16 protein-coding genes and 1 riboswitch are annotated in these 17359 nt (G+C 63.3%); of the genes, 8 read left to right on the forward strand and 8 right to left on the reverse strand.

Annotated features, from left to right (window positions below; all coding sequences use genetic code 11):
* Positions 1–88: 88 nt before the first annotated feature.
* Entirely contained in the window at positions 89–2083 is a 1995-nt protein-coding gene (locus tag AC07VH_RS09385; protein WP_230540458.1) for an ATP-binding cassette domain-containing protein, read from the forward strand.
* A 41-nt stretch (positions 2084–2124) separates the two neighbouring features.
* On the opposite strand, the gene AC07VH_RS09390 is transcribed toward AC07VH_RS09385, so the two are convergent.
* Positions 2125–2607: a chemotaxis protein CheW gene (locus AC07VH_RS09390; protein ID WP_475415243.1), complete on the reverse strand. Its 483-nt coding sequence runs from the start codon at positions 2605–2607 to the stop codon at positions 2125–2127.
* Between the two features lie 196 nt (positions 2608–2803).
* On the opposite strand from AC07VH_RS09390, the gene arfB reads away from it, so the two are divergent.
* Complete coding sequence (arfB, locus tag AC07VH_RS09395; protein WP_034749850.1) at positions 2804–3202, forward strand: alternative ribosome rescue aminoacyl-tRNA hydrolase ArfB; 399 nt, start codon at positions 2804–2806, stop codon at positions 3200–3202.
* Between the two features lie 3 nt (positions 3203–3205).
* Here arfB and AC07VH_RS09400 read toward each other — a convergent pair whose 3' ends face one another.
* Positions 3206–5065 (reverse strand): flagellar assembly protein A, encoded by a 1860-nt coding sequence (locus tag AC07VH_RS09400; protein WP_494787299.1) that lies wholly within the window; start codon positions 5063–5065, stop codon positions 3206–3208.
* A 160-nt stretch (positions 5066–5225) separates the two neighbouring features.
* Positions 5226–5615: a hypothetical protein gene (locus AC07VH_RS09405; RefSeq protein ID WP_475415241.1), complete on the reverse strand. Its 390-nt coding sequence runs from the start codon at positions 5613–5615 to the stop codon at positions 5226–5228.
* A 264-nt stretch (positions 5616–5879) separates the two neighbouring features.
* On the opposite strand from AC07VH_RS09405, the gene ompR reads away from it, so the two are divergent.
* Entirely contained in the window at positions 5880–6581 is a 702-nt protein-coding gene (gene ompR / locus AC07VH_RS09410; RefSeq protein WP_223278807.1) for an osmolarity response regulator transcription factor OmpR, read from the forward strand.
* A 13-nt stretch (positions 6582–6594) separates the two neighbouring features.
* Positions 6595–7953 carry a sensor histidine kinase family protein gene (locus tag AC07VH_RS09415; RefSeq protein WP_494787300.1) on the forward strand — a complete coding sequence of 453 codons (1359 nt, stop codon included), beginning with the start codon at positions 6595–6597 and terminating at the stop codon, positions 7951–7953.
* A gap of 243 nt (positions 7954–8196) precedes the next feature.
* Here AC07VH_RS09415 and AC07VH_RS09420 read toward each other — a convergent pair whose 3' ends face one another.
* Both AC07VH_RS09420 and AC07VH_RS09425 read right to left on the reverse strand, forming a co-directional pair.
* A complete protein-coding gene (locus AC07VH_RS09420) occupies positions 8197–8676 on the reverse strand; it encodes an Imm26 family immunity protein (protein WP_489630361.1) in 480 nt (159 codons plus the stop codon).
* A 93-nt stretch (positions 8677–8769) separates the two neighbouring features.
* Positions 8770–9075 carry a ferritin family protein gene (locus AC07VH_RS09425; RefSeq protein WP_070288812.1) on the reverse strand — a complete coding sequence of 102 codons (306 nt, stop codon included), beginning with the start codon at positions 9073–9075 and terminating at the stop codon, positions 8770–8772.
* A gap of 142 nt (positions 9076–9217) precedes the next feature.
* On the opposite strand from AC07VH_RS09425, the gene AC07VH_RS09430 reads away from it, so the two are divergent.
* From AC07VH_RS09430 to AC07VH_RS09440, 3 genes are all read left to right on the forward strand, one after another.
* The gene (locus tag AC07VH_RS09430) at positions 9218–10375 is read left to right on the forward strand and encodes an iron-containing alcohol dehydrogenase (RefSeq protein WP_070288711.1); all 1158 of its coding nucleotides are present in this window, start codon (positions 9218–9220) and stop codon (positions 10373–10375) included.
* Positions 10376–10441: 66 nt separating this feature from the next.
* Positions 10442–10539: riboswitch (TPP riboswitch) on the forward strand.
* An 86-nt stretch (positions 10540–10625) separates the two neighbouring features.
* Positions 10626–12773, forward strand: coding sequence for a TonB-dependent siderophore receptor (locus tag AC07VH_RS09435; RefSeq protein WP_494787301.1), 2148 nt, complete (start codon positions 10626–10628; stop codon positions 12771–12773).
* A gap of 12 nt (positions 12774–12785) precedes the next feature.
* Positions 12786–14882: an alpha/beta hydrolase family protein gene (locus tag AC07VH_RS09440; protein WP_494787302.1), complete on the forward strand. Its 2097-nt coding sequence runs from the start codon at positions 12786–12788 to the stop codon at positions 14880–14882.
* On the opposite strand, the gene AC07VH_RS09445 is transcribed toward AC07VH_RS09440, so the two are convergent.
* The 3 genes from AC07VH_RS09445 to AC07VH_RS09455 form a co-directional block, all read right to left on the reverse strand.
* Positions 14879–15463, reverse strand: coding sequence for an AAA family ATPase (locus tag AC07VH_RS09445; protein ID WP_494787303.1), 585 nt, complete (start codon positions 15461–15463; stop codon positions 14879–14881). The genes AC07VH_RS09440 and AC07VH_RS09445 overlap by 4 nt on opposite strands.
* A complete protein-coding gene (gene pnuC / locus AC07VH_RS09450; RefSeq protein ID WP_489630357.1) occupies positions 15415–16026 on the reverse strand; it encodes a nicotinamide riboside transporter PnuC in 612 nt (203 codons plus the stop codon). The genes AC07VH_RS09445 and pnuC overlap by 49 nt, the downstream gene beginning before the upstream one ends.
* 86 nt (positions 16027–16112) lie before the next feature.
* Positions 16113–16631: a DUF2867 domain-containing protein gene (locus tag AC07VH_RS09455; protein ID WP_494787304.1), complete on the reverse strand. Its 519-nt coding sequence runs from the start codon at positions 16629–16631 to the stop codon at positions 16113–16115.
* Positions 16632–16698: 67 nt separating this feature from the next.
* On the opposite strand from AC07VH_RS09455, the gene AC07VH_RS09460 reads away from it, so the two are divergent.
* Entirely contained in the window at positions 16699–17322 is a 624-nt protein-coding gene (locus tag AC07VH_RS09460) for a TetR/AcrR family transcriptional regulator (protein ID WP_494787305.1), read from the forward strand.
* Positions 17323–17359: the final 37 nt, after the last annotated feature.

Consider the following 17359-nt stretch of genomic DNA (forward strand, 5'->3'; position numbering starts at 1 on the left):
CGACTTGGTAGGTCGGATTAGCGTAGCGTATTCCGACATGCCTGAATTTTACGGCGAGGGGTAAAGCCCAGCCTTCACAAAGAAAAAAATGATACGTTTCCTACAAGTAAGCCTGATGCGCGGCATCAAACCGTTGCTCGAACAAGTCGACGTCACCCTCAATCCGGGCGACAAGATCGGCCTGATCGGCGCCAATGGCGCGGGCAAATCGAGCCTGTTCGCCATGATGCGCGGCGAACTGCACCCTGACCAGGGCGAGATCGATTTCCCGGCCAAATGGCGCGTGGCTTACGTGGCGCAGGAAACGCCGCCGCTGGACCGTGCCGCACTCGACTACGCGATCGACGGCGACGTCACCTTGCGCAAGCTGGAAGCGGAACTGGCGCGCCTGGAATCGGAGCCGGCCACATCGGAAAACGGCATCGCCATCGGCGAGATCTACAGCGCGCTGGCCGATGCCGACGCCTACACCGTGCAGTCGCGCGGCGAGCAATTGCTGCTGGGCCTGGGCTTTACCCTGGACCAGATGCAGCAGCCGGTGGCGAGTTTTTCCGGCGGCTGGCGCATGCGCTTGAACCTGGCGCAAGCGCTGATGTGCCCGTCCGACCTGCTGCTGCTCGATGAACCGACCAACCACTTGGACCTGGACGCCATCATCTGGCTGGAAGACTGGCTCAAGCGCTACGCCGGCACCTTGCTGATCATCTCCCATGACCGCGACTTCCTCGACGAAGTGGTCAACGTGGTCGTGCATATCGACGAGCGCAAGCTGAAACGCTATTCGGGCAACTACTCGAGCTTCGAGCGTCAGCGCGCGGCGCAGATGATCCTGGCCGCCGGCGCGCTGGAAAAGCAGCAGCGCAAGCGTGCCCATCTGGAATCCTTCGTAAACCGCTTCAAGGCGCAAGCCTCGAAAGCGCGCCAGGCGCAAAGCCGCATGAAGGCGCTGGCGAAGATGGAAGAACTGGCGCCCTTGCGCGCCGCCGCCGAATTCTCGTTCGAATTCCGCGAGCCGCTGTCGGCCCCGAACCCGCTGCTGGTGATGGAAGACGTCGATGCGGGCTACAAGATCGAAAACGAAGCGACGGGCGAAATCACGCACAAGACCATCGTCAACGGCATCAAGTTTTCGCTGCAGATCGGCCAGCGTATCGGCTTGCTGGGCCAGAACGGCGCCGGCAAATCGACCCTGATCAAGACCATCGCCGGCGAACTGATGCCATTGACGGGCGACGCCACCATGGGCAAGGGCCTGAACATCGGCTACTTCGCCCAGCACCAGGTGGAAATGCTGCGCCACGACGAATCGCCGCTGTGGCATCTGGCCAAAATCGCACCGACCGTGCGCGAGCAGGAATTGCGCAACTTCCTGGGCGGCTTCAACTTCCCCGGCAACATGGTCACCGCTTCCATCGCCCCGTTCTCGGGCGGCGAAAAGGCCCGCCTGGCGCTGGCCCTGATCGTCTGGCAACGCCCTAACCTGCTGCTGCTCGATGAACCGACCAACCACCTGGATCTGGAAACGCGCGAAGCGCTGACGGAAGCGCTGGCGCAGTTCGAAGGCACCCTGGTCGTCGTTTCCCATGATCGCCATTTGCTGCGCGCCACCACGGACGAATTCATCATCGTCGCCGACGGCAAGCTGCAGCCGTTCGACGGCGACCTGGACGACTACAAGGACTGGCTCTTCAAGACCAAGCTGGGTAAAGGCACGGATGTGCTGCCGGCCGCCGGCAAGGCCAACAAGACCGACTTCCCGGTAACGTCGTCCGTCCCTGCGCCGGCCGCCGCCCCTGCCGCGCCCGTGCGCGACAAGCGCAAGGAAGCGGAGGAACGCCAGAAAACGGCCGCCCTGCGCAAGCCGATCGAGAACAAGATCAAGCGTCAGGAAGAGCAGATCGCCAAGCGCAACGCGCAAAAGGCGGAAACCGATGCCAAGCTGGGCGAGCCGACCATCTATGACGCCGCCAACAAGGCCAAGCTGAAGCAATTGCTGGCCGACCAGACCTTCTTCACCAAGGACCTGGCGCAGCTGGAAGCGGAATGGCTCGATCTGCAGGATCAGCTGGAAAAACTCGGTTAATCAAGCAGCGACAAAAGACGACCTCCGGGTCGTCTTTTTTTTCAGGCTACCTGCATGGGACTGGGGCTGCGGATGGCCATCAGGCGGTCGATGTCGACGAGAATCAGGCGGCGGCCCGCCACCGTGCCCAGGCCCAGCAGATAGTCGGCCTCCGCCTCGCCCAGGCCGGGCACGGCGGCGATGTCGCCGGGCGCCAGGCTGACGATGTCGGTGACGCCGTCGACCACCATCCCCATCACGCCATTGCTCAGCTGCAGGATGATCACGTCGGTGGCCGGGTCGGGCGCGCCGTGGGCGCTGCCGAACGCGGCGCGCATGTCGACGATGGGGATGATCACGCCGCGCGAGACGGCCACGCTGTGCAGCACTTCCCCTTCCGAGGAAAAGCGGTCGAGCTCCTTGAGCGGACGCAATTCCCGCACGCAGCGGTAGTCGAGGCCGTATTCCAGGCCGCCCAGCCGAAAGCTCAAGTACTGCGTCAGGCATTGCGCGGTTGCGGCGCCAGGCGTGGTCGTCGGCTGCATGGTGTTCCTTTCATCCGGTAAGCGCTGCCAGGATGCGCAGTGGCGCAACGTTGGCCCCATGCTAACCAGCATCGCCACAGGCGGCGTTGAGAAACATCAACTTTCCAGGAAGGCATCATCGGCTGGCCGTCCCGGCCTTGCGCCGGCGCAGCCAACTTCCCTTACAATACCCACATCGTTTCTCCACAGGCAGGCCATGCAACACCTCGTCAATCCCGCTGAAGTTGAATTTTCCGCCATCCGCGCCCAGGGCCCGGGCGGGCAAAACGTCAACAAGGTGTCCAGCGCCATCCATTTGCGCTTTCCCATCGCCGCCTCGTCGCTGCCGGAAGCGTACAAGGAACGGCTGCTGGCCCTGCGCGACAGCCGCATCAGCAAGGATGGCGTGCTGGTCCTCAAGGCGCAGCAGTCGCGCAGCCAGGAGCAGAACAAGGAAGAAGCCTTGCGACGCTTGCAGGAAATCATCGACAGCGTGACCTTCCTGCCCGCCGTGCGCCGCGCCACCAAGCCCACGCGCAGCTCGCAGCGGCGCCGCCTCGACAGCAAGAGCACGCACAGCGTCCTCAAGCAGTCGCGCGGCAAGGTCACGGATTAAACGCTAGGGCGGCGGCGCATACGTCCAGTCCAGGCTGCCCGTGCTGTCCGCAAACACGGGCTGCGTGGCCGGCGTGGCGCTGCGCAGCAAGGCCTTGATCTCCTTCGGCGGCCGGTCGTAGACCTTGGCCGGCCCGGGCGGCACGACCAGGGCGCGTACCGTCGTCTCGCCATCGACCAGGCCCAGGGTGCAGCGCGACTGGCCAGCCGTCGCCTGCCGCTCCTGGCGCAATTGTTCCACCAGGGCCAGCATCTGCGCGTGCAGGATTTCCGACTGTTTGACTTCCACGCGCAGCCGCGCCACCTCTTTCAGGACGGGGGCGATGCGCGTGGCCAGCTTGTCGTATTGCAGCTGTTGCGCCGGCTGCAGCTGCAATTCGCCGCGCCGCAGCTGGCCTGCCAGGGTCAGATAGTTGCGCACCTCGGGCAATTGCGCGATGGCGTCGATTTCCTGCTGGCGCTTATGCCGCATCTGCTGGTGTTGCGCGGCCTTCGCCAGGCTTTCCGCCATCTTTTGCTCCAGGGCGCTCAAGTCGGGCACCAGCGGGAACAGCAGCATCTCCACCTGCTTGCGCGGGCCGGCGCTGCCGATGCGGATGGTGCGCGCCGCCACGGCGCAGCCTTCGGCCAGTTCGATGACGACCTCGTCGGCGATAATTTCGCAATTGCTGGCGCTGTCGATCACCACGCGCGTGCCGGCGATGACGCAGCTTTCCGCGCGCTTCACGTGCACTTCGCCGCTGAGCGCCTGCAGCACGGAACCGGAAGCGACGCCCTCGACGCGCACGTCGCCATGTTCGTTGAACGCCGTGCCGCCCACCAAGTTGCGCTGTAGCCATATCAGTCCGCCATGCGAGTGCAGATGGCCGTACACATCGCCATGGATGGTGATGTCGCTGCCGTCGAGCTGGCGCTGCTCCTGCACTTCGCCATATTCCTCGTAGGCGGCGCGCAGCTTGAGGTTGCCCGTGGTGCGGCTGCTGACGCCTTCGCGGCTGACGATCTTGTTTTCGATGGAAATCTTGCCGTGCTCATCGACATTCACGTAGCCATCCTGCGTGGCCACGACGAACTCGCCATCGCTGAAGCGCTCGACCGCCGTGCCCACGCCGGCCACCGCCGCCAGGTCCAGTTCCAGCGGCGCGGGCGGCGGCAGCGCCGTGCCGGCCAGGTCGTAGCCGGGCAAGCCGGGGAACGATGGCAGCAAACGCAGCAGGCGCGCATGTTTTTTCACTTGCGGAAAGCGGTTCTTGAAGCTGAGCAGGTCGAGCCGGCCATCGGGACGTTCGCGCGGCGCATCGTCGCGGTGGATGCCTTGCGATACCTCGACCAGCTGGGCGTCGCGCCCCGGCTGCGGCGCCAGCGCCCGCGCCACCGTGATGCGCTCGGCCTTGCCGCTGCCGAGCATGGCGCGCACGGCCGCGCTATCGATGCCGTAGCGTACGCCCTTGCCCCACAGGTCGGCCACCAGCTCGTCGAATTCGCGGCGCGCCGGCACCTGGCCATCCGCGTCAGGAAGCAATGCTTCAAAGTAAAACTCGGCGCTGTCGCCGCGGATCTTGACCTGTTTATACAGCGCGCGGCGCTGGGGCGGGAATGGCGCCACGCGGGCGGCGATGCGCAGCAAGGCGTCGCCCTTGGGCGCGGCGCGGGGCGTGGGGGCATGGAACAGGGTCAGCAGGAACAAACCGTAATCGAGTCCGGCCAGCAGTTGCCCCGACTGGAACAGCTGGTCGACGGCGGCGCGCAGCTGCGCGGGCGCCAGCGACAGGTCGAGACACACGCCCTCGCCGCGCTGGACGAGGCCATGCGGCAGGCTGCCTGCGGGCGCCGCATCAGGAACGGGCGTGTCGTCGTCGCTCACCACTTGCCTCCCCCAGCAACAGATTCAGAGAATTGTCTTATTGCACTATAACAATATCACGGGGCGTGGCGCTGTGCCTGGCTGGGCAACAATGTTGAGGGCCAAATGCAGACAGGGCCATGTCTTGCGAGATGGCCCTGTCGGATGAGGTGTGCGATGCCTAGCGGCGCGGCGGATTCGAATAGATGTCCTGGCCCACTTCGTTGATCTGGCGGCGCAGGTCGCGGCGCTCGTCGGGCGTCATGCGGCCCGTGCGGCGCGAAGCGTCGGCGCCTTCGTTGGCACGGCGCTGCTCTTCGGCGCGCGTGTCGAAACTGCGTGCGTCACGCTGTTCGCGCAGTCGCGTATCATTGCTATTGCTGCGCTGTACCTGTTCGTACCGCTGGGCCTGCATTTGCTGCTGGTCGTCACGGCGTGGCGGCGGCTGGTTTTGCGCCAGCGCCAGGCTGGCGGCCAACACGGAACAAACGGCAAATGCGGACAACACAGTCGTACGTGCGGCGATAGCTGCGCTGGGAGCGGCGTGAATTTTTTTAGTAAAGATATTCATTGAGTTCCTCTTCCGCGATGCCGTATAAACTTAAAGCTGATTTCCACTGTGGCCCCAGTGTATGATGCTTTACACGGTGCAGTAAGAGTAATTGGGTAAAGTTTGTAACACTTTGTAATGGGTCGCCACAGCCCCTTGCCGACGCCGCGCGAGGCGTTACTATAGCAACTAATATAAGATAACACGACACCCTAAATGACCACAACCTCCACTACCGGCAGCAATACAACAACGCAATCGATCCACGGCCACCAGGCAAAGATCATGGTGGTCGATGACGATGTGCGCCTGCGCGACCTGCTGCGGCGCTACCTGACCGAACAGGGTTTCAATGTCTTCACGGCAGAGAGCGCGACGGCCATGAACAAGCTGTGGCTGCGCGAACGCTACGACCTGCTGGTGCTCGACCTGATGCTGCCCGGCGAAGACGGCCTGTCGATCTGCCGCCGCCTGCGCGGCGCGGGCGACCAGACGCCGATCATCATGCTGACGGCCAAGGGCGAGGACGTGGACCGCATCGTGGGCCTGGAAATGGGTGCCGACGATTACCTGCCGAAGCCGTTCAACCCGCGCGAACTGGTGGCCCGCATCGGCGCCGTGCTGCGCCGCAAGGGTCCCGATGAAATCCCGGGCGCACCGTCGGAAACGCCGCAAACCTTCGAATTCGGCGACTTCGTGCTGGACCTGGGCACGCGCACCTTGAAAAAGAATGGCGAAACGGTGCCGCTGACCACGGGCGAATTTTCCGTATTGAAAGTGTTTGCCCGCCATGCGCGCCAGCCGCTGTCGCGCGAAAAACTGATGGAACTGGCGCGCGGACGCGAATACGAAGTGTTCGACCGCAGCCTGGACGTGCAGATTTCGCGCCTGCGTAAACTGATCGAACCCGATCCGTCGAGCCCCCTGTTCATCCAGACCGTGTGGGGCCTTGGCTACGTCTTCATCCCGGACGGACAGCCGCGCTGATCGCTGGCGAGGCATGATGAAGCTTGTTCCCGATATCAGCCTGGCACGGCTGAAAAGCGGCCTGTTCTGGCGTACCTTTTTGCTGCTCGGCACTTTGACCACGGTCAGCATGATCACCTGGATCGGCATGATTTCCGTCATCCAGCGCGAACCGCAGGCGCAGCAGATTTCCGCCCAGATCATTTCCGTCGTCACCATCACGCATGCGGCCCTGACGCACTCGGCGCCCGAGCTGCGCCGCGAACTGCTGTTCGACCTCGTCAGCAACGAAGGCATCCGCATCTTCTCGCTGGAAGAGGACGACCGCATCGAGCCGCCGCCAGACAATTACCTGATGCCCGAGATCGAGGCGCTGGTAAAGGCCAAGCTGGGCAAGGACACGCGCTTTTCCGCGCGCGTCAACGGCGTGGCGGGCTTCTGGGTCAGCTTCAAGATCGACGACGACGAATACTGGCTGATGCTGGACCGCGAGCGCCTGCGCGGCCTGACGGGCTTCCAGTGGCTGGGCTGGGCCAGCCTGGTGTCCCTGCTGTCGCTGCTGGGCGCGGCCATCATATCCAGCCTGATCAATCTGCCGCTGTCGCGTCTGACGGCGGCCGCGCGCGACATCGCCAAGGGCAAGCAGCCGGCGCCGCTGCCGGAAAAGGGCCCGATCGAAATCATCGAGGCGAACCGCAGCTTCAACCAGATGGTCGATGATCTCAAACAGGTGGAATCGGACCGCGCCGTGATTTTGGCCGGCATTTCGCACGACTTGCGCACGCCGCTGGCGCGCATGCAGCTGGAAGTGGAAATGGCCAACCTGTCGGACGAGGCGCGCGAAGGCATCCAGTCCGATATCGGGCAGATGGACGCCATCATCGGCCAGTTCCTCGACTACGCCAAGCCGACGGAAGCGTCGAGCTTTACCGATGTCGACCTGAGCGGTTTGCTCCACGACATGACGCGCGAAGCGATGCGCCTGCCGGATGTGAAGCTCAACGCCAGCATCGCCGACGGCGCGCATGCGATGGGCAACCCCACCGACTTGCGCCGCGTGCTGAACAACCTGATTGAGAATGCGCGCCGCTATGGCAAGACGCCGGGCAGCGACGTGACGGAAATCGACATCGCCTGCCACGTGCGCACCAGCCACGGCGCGAAAAAGGTCATCATCGAAGTACAGGACCACGGCACGGGCGTGCCGGCGGAAAAGATCGAGCAGCTGATGAAGCCGTTCACCCGCCTCGACACGGCGCGCGGGCAGGCCAACGGCGCAGGCCTGGGCCTGGCCATCGTCGACCGCGTGCTGCTGCGCCACGGCGCCGAATTACAGGTGCGCAACCGCGAAGGCGGCGGCCTGGCGTTTCAGATCAGCTTGCCGGCGGTATAAGCGGCGCTGGTCGGTGTAGGTCGGCTTAGCGCAAAGCGCGTAAGCCGACACCACCAGCGGCCTTGGCCAACAATGTGGTCGGATTACGCGAGGCAAGGCCTCGCTAATCCGACCTACGCCGCCCGATGCAGGCTCCGGCACCTACTGGCGTTTCAGATCAGTTTGCCGGCGGTGTGATTTATTTAGGTTGGATTAGCACGGCATCGCCGTGCGTCATCCAACGCCAACGCCGCCCGACTGCCATCAGGCCGACGCCTGCTCCTGCACCAGCAATTTGCTCATCAACAATTCCGTCGCCCCGTAGCCATACAGGGAATCGCTTTCCATGCCCGGCGTGTCGAAGGGGATCGATTCCTCGCGGTCCAGCTTGGCCGGATCGGCGTCCGCATAGCTGGCGCGCCAGGCGCGCTGCAAGGATTCATTGCGGCGGATAAACGCCGGCATGGGCCAGTCGTCGCGGTTCCAGTGGCGGCTGTCGCCCAGCAGGGGCCAGCGCTCGTTGAGCAGAGCCATGTCGCCCGTGCGCAGGCGGCGCACGGCCTGTTCCGGCCGCAAGCCTTCCAGTTCATCGAGTGTCGGCAAGACATCGCGTCGTGGTCCGAACATATACGCCAGCATGATGCGCCCGGCAGGCGCCGTACGCGCCACCACGCCGACGGCATAACCGCCGCCCGGCAAAGGCACGGCAAACCAGCTGCCTTCTCGGTATGGTAATGATTTCATTTCTGCAGACTCCCCCAAAATCGTGTTCGGGGCACAGTCTACGCGAAGCAAAGGCCATGTGGCGCATGGTACGCCACAACAACAAACCGATAGTTACAATATTTTCTCGTCATAGTGATACTGGGCAACAATCGGGCCCGCCTTGAACAGCGCCTCCTTCATGGCCGTATCCAGGCGCGCGTCGCGGCGGCGCATCCATTCGAGCAGCATGGCCGCTTCCTTGCGGCTAGTGTCGCCCGCGTGGGCCAGCACGCGGCGCAGTTCGGGGTCGGTGCACGCCTCGAAACGCTGGCTGTTCAAGTCCAGCGCCTGCAGCGCAGCGATGGCGGCGCCGATGGCGCGATGCATGTCGAGCGCGGTGGCCGGCAAGCCGGATTCTTCCAGTGGGACGGTGGTCATGCGCATTCCTTTTCGCGTGGTGGTGACATCGGCTGCATTCTCCACCGCGCGGGCGAAAAGCTCAAGCGTCCACGACACGATTTCACCCGTTCGGCCATAATCATGACTCAGCAACAGCCTACACCTCGGCAGCGGGAGCCCCATGTTCAATTTCGACTTTTACAATCCGACGCAAATCCTCTTCGGCCAGGGCCAGATCGCCGCCATCGCCGGCCTGATCCCGCCGCAGGCGCGGGTCCTGATGACCTACGGCGGCGGCAGCATCAAGCAGAACGGCGTCTACGATGAAGTCAGGGCGGCGCTGGCCGGCCACACGGTGCTGGAATTTGCCGGCATCGAACCCAATCCCAGCTATGAAACCCTGATGCAGGCCGTGGCCATGGTGAAAAGCGAGCGCATCGATTTCCTGCTGGCCGTCGGCGGCGGCTCCGTGGTCGACGGCACCAAGTTCATCGCCGCCGCCGCCCTGCACGAGGGCGTAGCGTGGGACATCCTGGCGAAGGGCGGCAAGATCGTCGAGGCCGCCCTGCCCTTCGGCACGGTGCTCACCTTGCCGGCCACGGGTTCCGAAATGAACGGCTCGGCCGTGATCACGCGCAAGGCCACGCAGGAAAAGCGCTCGTTCATGAGCCGCAAGGTGTATCCGAAATTCTCCGTGCTGGACCCGTCGAAGACGTTCACCTTGCCGTTGCGCCAGGTGGGCAATGGCGTCGTCGATGCGTTTGCGCATGTGATGGAGCAGTACCTGACCTATCCCGTGAACGCGTCCGTGCAGGACCGCTTCGCCGAAGGCATTTTATTGACCCTGATCGAGGAAGGCCCGAAAGCCCTGTCGCACCCGGACGACTACGACGTGCGCGCCAACGTGATGTGGAGCGCCACCCTGGCCTTGAACGGCCTGATCGGCGTGGGCGTGCCGCAGGACTGGTCCACGCACGCCATCGGCCACGAATTGACGGCCCTGTACGAGCTCGATCATGCGCAGACGCTGGCCATCATCCTGCCCAGCATGTTGCGCGTGCGCAAGCAGGCCAAGCGCGCCAAGCTGCTGCAATACGCGGCCCGTGTGTGGGGCCTCGATGGCGGCGACGAGGATGGCCGCATCGAGGCCGCCATCGCGCGCACGGAATTCTTCTTCCGCCATATGGGCGTCAAGACGCGCCTGGCCGACTATGGCCTGAACCATGCCAGCGTGGACGCCGTCGTGTCCGCCCTGGAAGCGCATGGCATGACGGCGCTGGGCGAACAGCGCGAAGTGACGCCGGCCGTCAGCCGCAAGGTGCTGGAACTCAGTTTATAGATTCGCGCCACACTGTTGTAAAACGGTCGGCCAGGGGGACAGCCGGCCGTGCTTCATGCTAAGCTGTCAGTTCGCTAGGGGTCCTGGAGCAGTCATCCGGGTGAGAGATACCCTTCGTACCTGATCTGGATAATGCCAGCGAAGGAAAGCGCAAAGTACCTCCCTCCTTTGATAGCTCCTGCGTTGGCGCCAGCCGAACAAGCAGCCTGCCGTGCTCTTTCCCAGAGCCGGCTTGAACCACGAGCAATCTATGTCCACACCGAATTTATCTGTTTCCGTCCTGACACTGGCCATCCTGCACGCGTTTGCCGCGCCGGCCTTCGCCGCGAATGACACCACCGAAGCCGCCGACCCGCAGGCGCAAAGCATGGCCGAAGTCGTCGTCACGGCCAGCAAGGCGCCGGCCGCCAAGCGCGCCTCCGTGGGTGGCTTTTCCGACGCGCCGCTGCTGCAGACGCCCGCGTCCGTCACCGTCATTTCGCAAAAAGACATGCAGGACTTGCAAATCCGCAATCTCAGCGATGCCGTCAAGCTCGACGCCAGCATCAACGATGCCTACAACGCCGTCGGTTATGCGGAACAGTTTACGATCCGCGGCTTCAAGCTCGACAACAATTCCAGCTACCGCAAGGATGGCGTGGCCATTCCTGGCGACACGCAAATTCCGCTGGAAAACAAGGAACGCATCGAAGTGCTGAAAGGCCTGGCCGGTTTGCAGGCGGGCGTGGCCGCGCCGGGCGGCGTGATCGACTTCATCGTCAAGCGCCCCACCGCCGCGCCGCTGCGCACGGTGACCGTGGAAACGCGCGAACGGGGCACCTTGTACGGCGCCGTCGACCTGGGCGGACGCCTGGAAGACACGCGCTTCGGCTACCGGGTCAACGTGGCGGCCGAACGCCTGCGCTCCTACATCAAGGGCGCGGACGGCAACCGCAAGTTCATTTCCGGCGCCTTCGACTGGCAGATTTCGCCGCAAGCCCTGCTGCAGCTCGATGCCGACTACCAGGACAAGGCGCAGGCCACGGCGCCCGGCTTCCAGCTGCTGAACAATAAAACCTTACCAACCGGCATCAGCGCCGACGCCATGCTCAACCTGCAGCCGTGGACGCGCCCCGTGGAAACCGTCACCAGCAATATCGGCCTGCGCTTCCAGTACGCCTTCAATGACGACTGGCACGCCACCCTGTCGGCCAACCAGCACTCGTTCAAGCGCGACGACTACACGGCCTTCCCGTACGGCTGCAGCGGACAAGACCTGTACCCCGGCTTCTGCGGCAATGGCGATTACGACGTGTACGACTACCGCAGCCTGGGCGAGACGAAAAAGCCGCTGAGCGCGCAAGCCATGATCCAGGGCAAGTTCGCCACCGGTTCCCTGCGCCACGACTTCACGGCCGGCGTCTCGACCTTCCGCCGCAAGGACCGCGCCGGCCTGTACGTGTACGACTGGGTGGGCGTGAGCAATATCTACCAGCCGCAGATCGTCGGCACGTCGCCCGGCGTCACGGGTCCCGTGCGCCTGGTGCGCAAGGATACGGAAAACTCCGTCTTCGTGCAGGATATCGTCAGCCTGGCGCCGAACTGGAAGCTGCATGGCGGCTTGCGCCAGATCAATGTCGACGGCTACCAGTACGTGCTGAAGGCCGACACGGAAATCCGCGCCAAGCACGACTTCCTGCTGCCGAACGTCTCGCTCGTCTACACTCCGCTCGACAATGTGTCCGTGTATGCGGCCTATTCGCAGGGCATGGAACATGGCGGCACGGCCGACCGCAAGGCGATGAATGCCAACGAAGAACTGTCGCCGAGCCGCTCGAAGCAGATCGAATTGGGCGCCAAGATGGATGTGACGCCGGACTTCATGCTGGCGGCCAGCCTGTTCCAGATCCGCAAGGGCCTGGAATTCCAGAATACGGCCGGCTACTTCGTGCGCGAAGGCCAGGCCCAGCACCGCGGCCTGGAATTGTCGGCTCAGGGCAAGGCATCGTCCAACCTGAGCCTGGGCGCTTCCGTGACGGCCCTGAACAGCCAGCAGTCAGGCACGGGCAATGCGGACCTCGACGGCAAGCGCGTGCCCAACGTGCCCGCCTTCAAGGCGGCAGTGCATGCGGACTACGCCGTGCAACAGGTGGCGGGCTTGAGCGTGAACGGCAGCTGGGAATATGCGGGCAAGAAAGCGTTTGAGTACAACAACACGACCTTCGTGCCGTCATACCACGTGTTCAACCTGGGCGCCGCTTACGCCACGCGCATCGCCGGCACGCGTGCCGTGCTGCGCGCCGCCGTCAACAACGTGGCCGACAAGTTCTACTGGCGCGACGTGACGCCGGAGTCCGACGGCTACCTGTACCCGGGCGCCAGCCGCACCTTAAAGGTGTCGGCGCAGTTCGATTTTTAATTCCTGTAAAGATTGATCCTGGGCGCAAGAGACCTGGCACGGGGACGACGGCGAGGATGGCGAGGAAGCTGGAAATATTTCCTAATAGGAATTGATTTTATTGCTACAATAAATATCATTATTTGCAACTACCCACCCTTGCCGATGCCTACATTGCCACGCGCCTTGCCCTTACTCGTCGCCGTCCTGTTCCCGACTTTGGCGGCCAGCGCTGCCTGGTCGGCAGAGCGACTCATCCCCATCGAACACTTCACCAAGCGCGATGCCGTCAGTAAGCTGCGGCTTTCGCCAGATGGCAAGCATTTGGCCGTGACGGTGCAAGTTCCCCAGGGTGAACGCATGGTTCCCACCATCGGGATCTACAGCCTGCCCGAGATGCAACTGGTCGGCACGCTGCGCCTGCGTATCTTTGAAGTGCCGATGAGCTACTTCTGGCTGAACAACCGGCGCCTCGTCATGCGCAAGGGCGAGGAACAAGGCTCCCTCGAAAAGCCCATGTCGACGGGAGAAATCCTCGCCTTTGACCTCGACGGCAACAAGCAGGAATATTTGTATGGCTATGAAATGTTTCGCTCATCAAGCCGCGGACAGTATCAGGATGATTATGGCTACGCCTATATCAATACCATTCCCCGGCCGCGCACGGGCCATGTCTTTCTGTCCGCCCAGGACTGGGATCGCGACCGCTCGATGCTGTATGACGTGGACAGCAAACAGGGCGTGCGCAAGCTGATCGCCAATATTGCTGCGCCGCGGCTGAGTTACATCTTGCAGAATAATCAGGTGCCACGTTTTGCCTATGGCTGGAACGACGAGCTCACTCCCATCTTGTATCGCTATGACGATGCCAGCAGCGAATGGCGTCTGCATACGATGCAAAAAGGCAGGAATTTCATTCCATTCCAGTTCACGCCGGACGACAGCGCGTTTTTCGCCTTTCAGAACAACGATAACGGCCCGTATTCGCTGATACGTCAAGAACTTGCCAGCGGCAAACAAACTGTCCTGGCGCAGGATGCCGTCGGCGACGTCAGAACTGCCATGCTGGCGCCCGACGACACGCCATTTGCCGTCGTCATCGACATCGGCAGGCCACGCACCGTGTACGTCGATCCTGCCAGCGATAGCGCCAGACTGCACCAGCAATTGAGCGCCTCGTTTCCGGACGATCATGTCCAGTTCATCAATTTCACGGACGATGGCGCCACCTTGCTGTTTGCCGTTTCCAACGACCGCGATCCGGGCAGCTATTACCTGTATCACAAAGCCAGCAACAAGGCCGACCTGCTGTATGCGACCATGGCCGACATCGATCCGGAACAGATGGCCCCGCGCCGGCCGATTGCCTTCAAGGCACGTGACGGACTGGACCTGCATGGCTACGTGACCATGCCGAAGCATGCTCCCGGCGTCAAGCTGCCTCTGGTGGTGATGCCCCATGGCGGCCCGCACGGCATCGCCGACACCTGGTATTTCGATAGCGACGCCCAATTCCTTGCCAGCCGCGGCTATGCGGTGCTGCAGGTAAATTACCGTGGCTCCGATGGTCGCGGCGAGCGGTTCCGGCGCGCCGGCTATCGCCAATGGGGTACGCTGATCCAGGATGACATCCTCGATGGCCTCGCGGCCGTACTGGCGCAGGGTGAAGTCGATGCCAGCCGCGTCTGTTCGTATGGCGCCAGCTTCGGCGCGTATGCGGCCATGATGCTGCCTGTCCGTGCGCCTGGCGCCTTCAAATGCGCGATTGGCTATGCCGGCGCGTATGAACTGAAGCTGCTGCAGGACGCCCCCATGACGCGCCGCCTCAAGTATGTGCGGCGCGAGTTCCAGGACTATCTGGGCGAGGATACACGCGAACTCGATGCCATTTCACCGAGCCAGCAAGCGCAGCGGATCAAGGTGCCGGTGTTGCTCATCCATGGCGACAAGGATGAGACCACGCCGCCCGTGCAGGCCGAGCTGATGCGCAAGGCGCTGATTGCCGCCAATAACGCGCCTGAGTGGATGATGGTGGAAGACGAGGGGCATGGCTTTTACAAGACGCGCAACGCCACCGCGATGTATCGGAAACTGGAAGCATTCCTGCACCAGCATATTGGCAGGCCTTAACGCTGCAGGACTGCCGCAGCCCTCGCCATCCAGCCGTCAACCTGCTTCAAGCGCTGCGCGAGTGGACCGTTGACCAGCAGGTAGGCGATGCCGCGCGCGTCCAGCTCGTCGAGCAGATAGCGGTAGATCAGCTGGCGCACGGCTTCCGATTCGCGCTGCAAACCGTCTGGCGTCCAGGGGCTGTCGGGGGCAGTCACGATGGTCGCGTGGTATTGATGGCCGGCGGCCAGCGCCGCCAGTTGCGCATCGGCGCCATTGAAATAATGGCGGCTGTAGACCAGCGTCATCAAGGGCGTCGTGTCGCAGAACAGGAAGTGACGGGCTTGCGCGGCGGCCGCGTCTTCGCGTTCAACTTGCGTACGCGCAATCCCATACTGGTCTTCCGCCACAGGCACCCTGCCCTGCGTGGCGACGAACTCACGTAAATACTCGGGCACCCAGACGGTGCCGTAGCGCTCGGCCAGGGCCGCCGCCAGGGTCGACTTGCCCGACGATTCCGCGCCCAGGATGGCCACGCGCACGCAGCGGCCCGTCACTTGAGGACCATCGCGCCGGGCGCGGCGGGCGCCGACTTCTTCCACGCCAGCAAGCCGATAACGGCCATCACCACGAAGAAGGCGTACAGCACGGCCGTCAGGGTCAGGCCCTTGTGCACATACAGCCACACATACAGCACGTCGACGATGATCCAGGCGATCCAGTTTTCCAGCTTCTTGCGCGACAACAGGAATTGCCCCACCAGGCTACCTGCAGTGAGGAAACCATCCGCATGGGGCACGTCCGTGTCCGTCGTCGTCAGCAGCCAGGCGATGAGCAGGAAACCCACCAGCCAGCCCGCGGCGCAGGCCAGCCAGCCGCGGCCATCGAGGCGCGTGACGGGCAGGGTCTTGCCGCCGCTGGCCGGATGCAGCCACTGGTACCAGCCCCAGAATGAGACGCTGATGAACAGCAGTTGCAAGGCCATGTCGCCATACAGGCGCGATTCGAAAAACACGAAACCGTAGGCGGCCGAGGAAATGATGGCGAACAGCCACGCCCAGTGATTCTGGCGGATGTTCAGCGCAACGGTTGTCAGTGCCAGGACAAAGGAAATCAGTTCAAGCGGCGTGGTGGCAAAACCCAGCAGGAGAAGCGTATCGTTCATGGGAATCGTGATGAGGCTGGTGGTGCAGTATGCAATACCGGCCATGAATAAGCAAGATTGCCCTTGCCGTCCGCCCCCTCCCCGCCTCAGGCGAAGCCCGCCCTGGCGGCGCGCGCCAGCGAATGCCGCACGATCAGCTTGTGAAACGGGCGGATCAGCAGGATGTAGGCGCGCCCCACCCGGTTATGGCAATGCACGACGCTGGAAACGGTGACGCTGCCATGGCGGCCAGCGTCGCGGTTGCGCAGCACGGACAGGCGGAAATCGAGATGGCTGTCATCCTCGCCCAGGATGATCTCGTCGTCGCTGACGGCATAGATGCGGAAGATGCCGATGCGCTTGCCGGGCCGCGCTTCCATCTGTTTTGCCGTCCGGATGCCGAAACGCGCCACGATGGCGTCGCGCAGCACCATCAGCTTGCGCGCCCAGCCCGGCTGCCTGCCCAACAGCTGGCGCGCCAGGCTCTGCATGTCCATCTGGCGCGCCTGCGCGGTGGGCAAGTCGACGGCGTACGCATCGGCCAGGTTGCTGCCGGGATACAGCGGGGCGATGCTGGCGCCTGGCGGCAAGTCCACGGTGCGGACGGCAATCTTCATCTCACGCATGTGCTCTCCATGTTTTCAGTGATAACATGCCCATCATACACGACAATGTGAACAGCGATAACATAGAATGACAACAACGAGCACCTATCATCACGGCAACTTGCGCGACACCCTGGTCGCCACCGTCATCGCGCAACTGGCGCAGCAGCACGACGCCGCCCTGTCGCTGCGCGAACTAGCGCGCACGGTGGGCGTCTCGGTCGCCGCCGTGTACCGCCACTTCCCCAGCAAGGAAGCCCTGCTGGCCGAGGTGGCGGCGGCCGGCTTCGCCAGCCTGATACAGAAATGGGAAACGCAGCTGCCGCCTCCGGGCAGCTTGCCCGCCGAACAGCGCTTTCAATTGCTGGGCCAGCAATACATCGAATTCGCCCTGGCCGCGCCCGCCCACTACCGGCTGATGTTCGAACACCAGGATGTGCGCCAGTTCCCCGCCCTGCAGGAAGCGGCGCAAGCGTGCTTTCAATATGTGCTGCAGACGGCGGGCGCGGCCGTGCGCGATGCGGGCCTCGACCCGCGCTGGGACAAGGCCGCCGCCAGCGCCGGCTGGTCGCTGGGCCACGGCTACGTGATGCTGCTACTGAGCGGCCGCCTGGCCATGGCGGACGGCGGCGACGCGCTGTCGCCGGCCATGGTGCCGCGCTTTTTTCAATTGCCGGTGGAGGCGCTGCGGCAGGCCGATAAAAAACAGTGATGGCTGTACAGATAAACAGACATCGCAAGATGAGTCC

The organism is Janthinobacterium sp. GW821-FHT03C10 (assembly GCF_059420865.1).

What these genes read in the sequence shown, in the direction of transcription:
- ompR (WP_223278807.1), top strand. Translation starts at nt 5,880, where the DNA reads ATGGTGGTCGATGACGATGTGCGCCTGCGCGACCTGCTGCGGCGCTAC.
- AC07VH_RS09415 (WP_494787300.1), top strand. Translation starts at nt 6,595, where the DNA reads ATGATGAAGCTTGTTCCCGATATCAGCCTGGCACGGCTGAAAAGCGGC.
- AC07VH_RS09390 (WP_475415243.1), bottom strand. Translation starts at nt 2,607, where the DNA reads ATGCAGCCGACGACCACGCCTGGCGCCGCAACCGCGCAATGCCTGACG.
- AC07VH_RS09435 (WP_494787301.1), top strand. Translation starts at nt 10,626, where the DNA reads ATGTCCACACCGAATTTATCTGTTTCCGTCCTGACACTGGCCATCCTG.
- AC07VH_RS09430 (WP_070288711.1), top strand. Translation starts at nt 9,218, where the DNA reads ATGTTCAATTTCGACTTTTACAATCCGACGCAAATCCTCTTCGGCCAG.
- AC07VH_RS09385 (WP_230540458.1), top strand. Translation starts at nt 89, where the DNA reads ATGATACGTTTCCTACAAGTAAGCCTGATGCGCGGCATCAAACCGTTG.
- AC07VH_RS09420 (WP_489630361.1), bottom strand. Translation starts at nt 8,676, where the DNA reads ATGAAATCATTACCATACCGAGAAGGCAGCTGGTTTGCCGTGCCTTTG.
- AC07VH_RS09460 (WP_494787305.1), top strand. Translation starts at nt 16,699, where the DNA reads ATGACAACAACGAGCACCTATCATCACGGCAACTTGCGCGACACCCTG.
- AC07VH_RS09405 (WP_475415241.1), bottom strand. Translation starts at nt 5,615, where the DNA reads ATGAATATCTTTACTAAAAAAATTCACGCCGCTCCCAGCGCAGCTATC.
- AC07VH_RS09425 (WP_070288812.1), bottom strand. Translation starts at nt 9,075, where the DNA reads ATGACCACCGTCCCACTGGAAGAATCCGGCTTGCCGGCCACCGCGCTC.
- pnuC (WP_489630357.1), bottom strand. Translation starts at nt 16,026, where the DNA reads ATGAACGATACGCTTCTCCTGCTGGGTTTTGCCACCACGCCGCTTGAA.
- AC07VH_RS09455 (WP_494787304.1), bottom strand. Translation starts at nt 16,631, where the DNA reads ATGCGTGAGATGAAGATTGCCGTCCGCACCGTGGACTTGCCGCCAGGC.
- arfB (WP_034749850.1), top strand. Translation starts at nt 2,804, where the DNA reads ATGCAACACCTCGTCAATCCCGCTGAAGTTGAATTTTCCGCCATCCGC.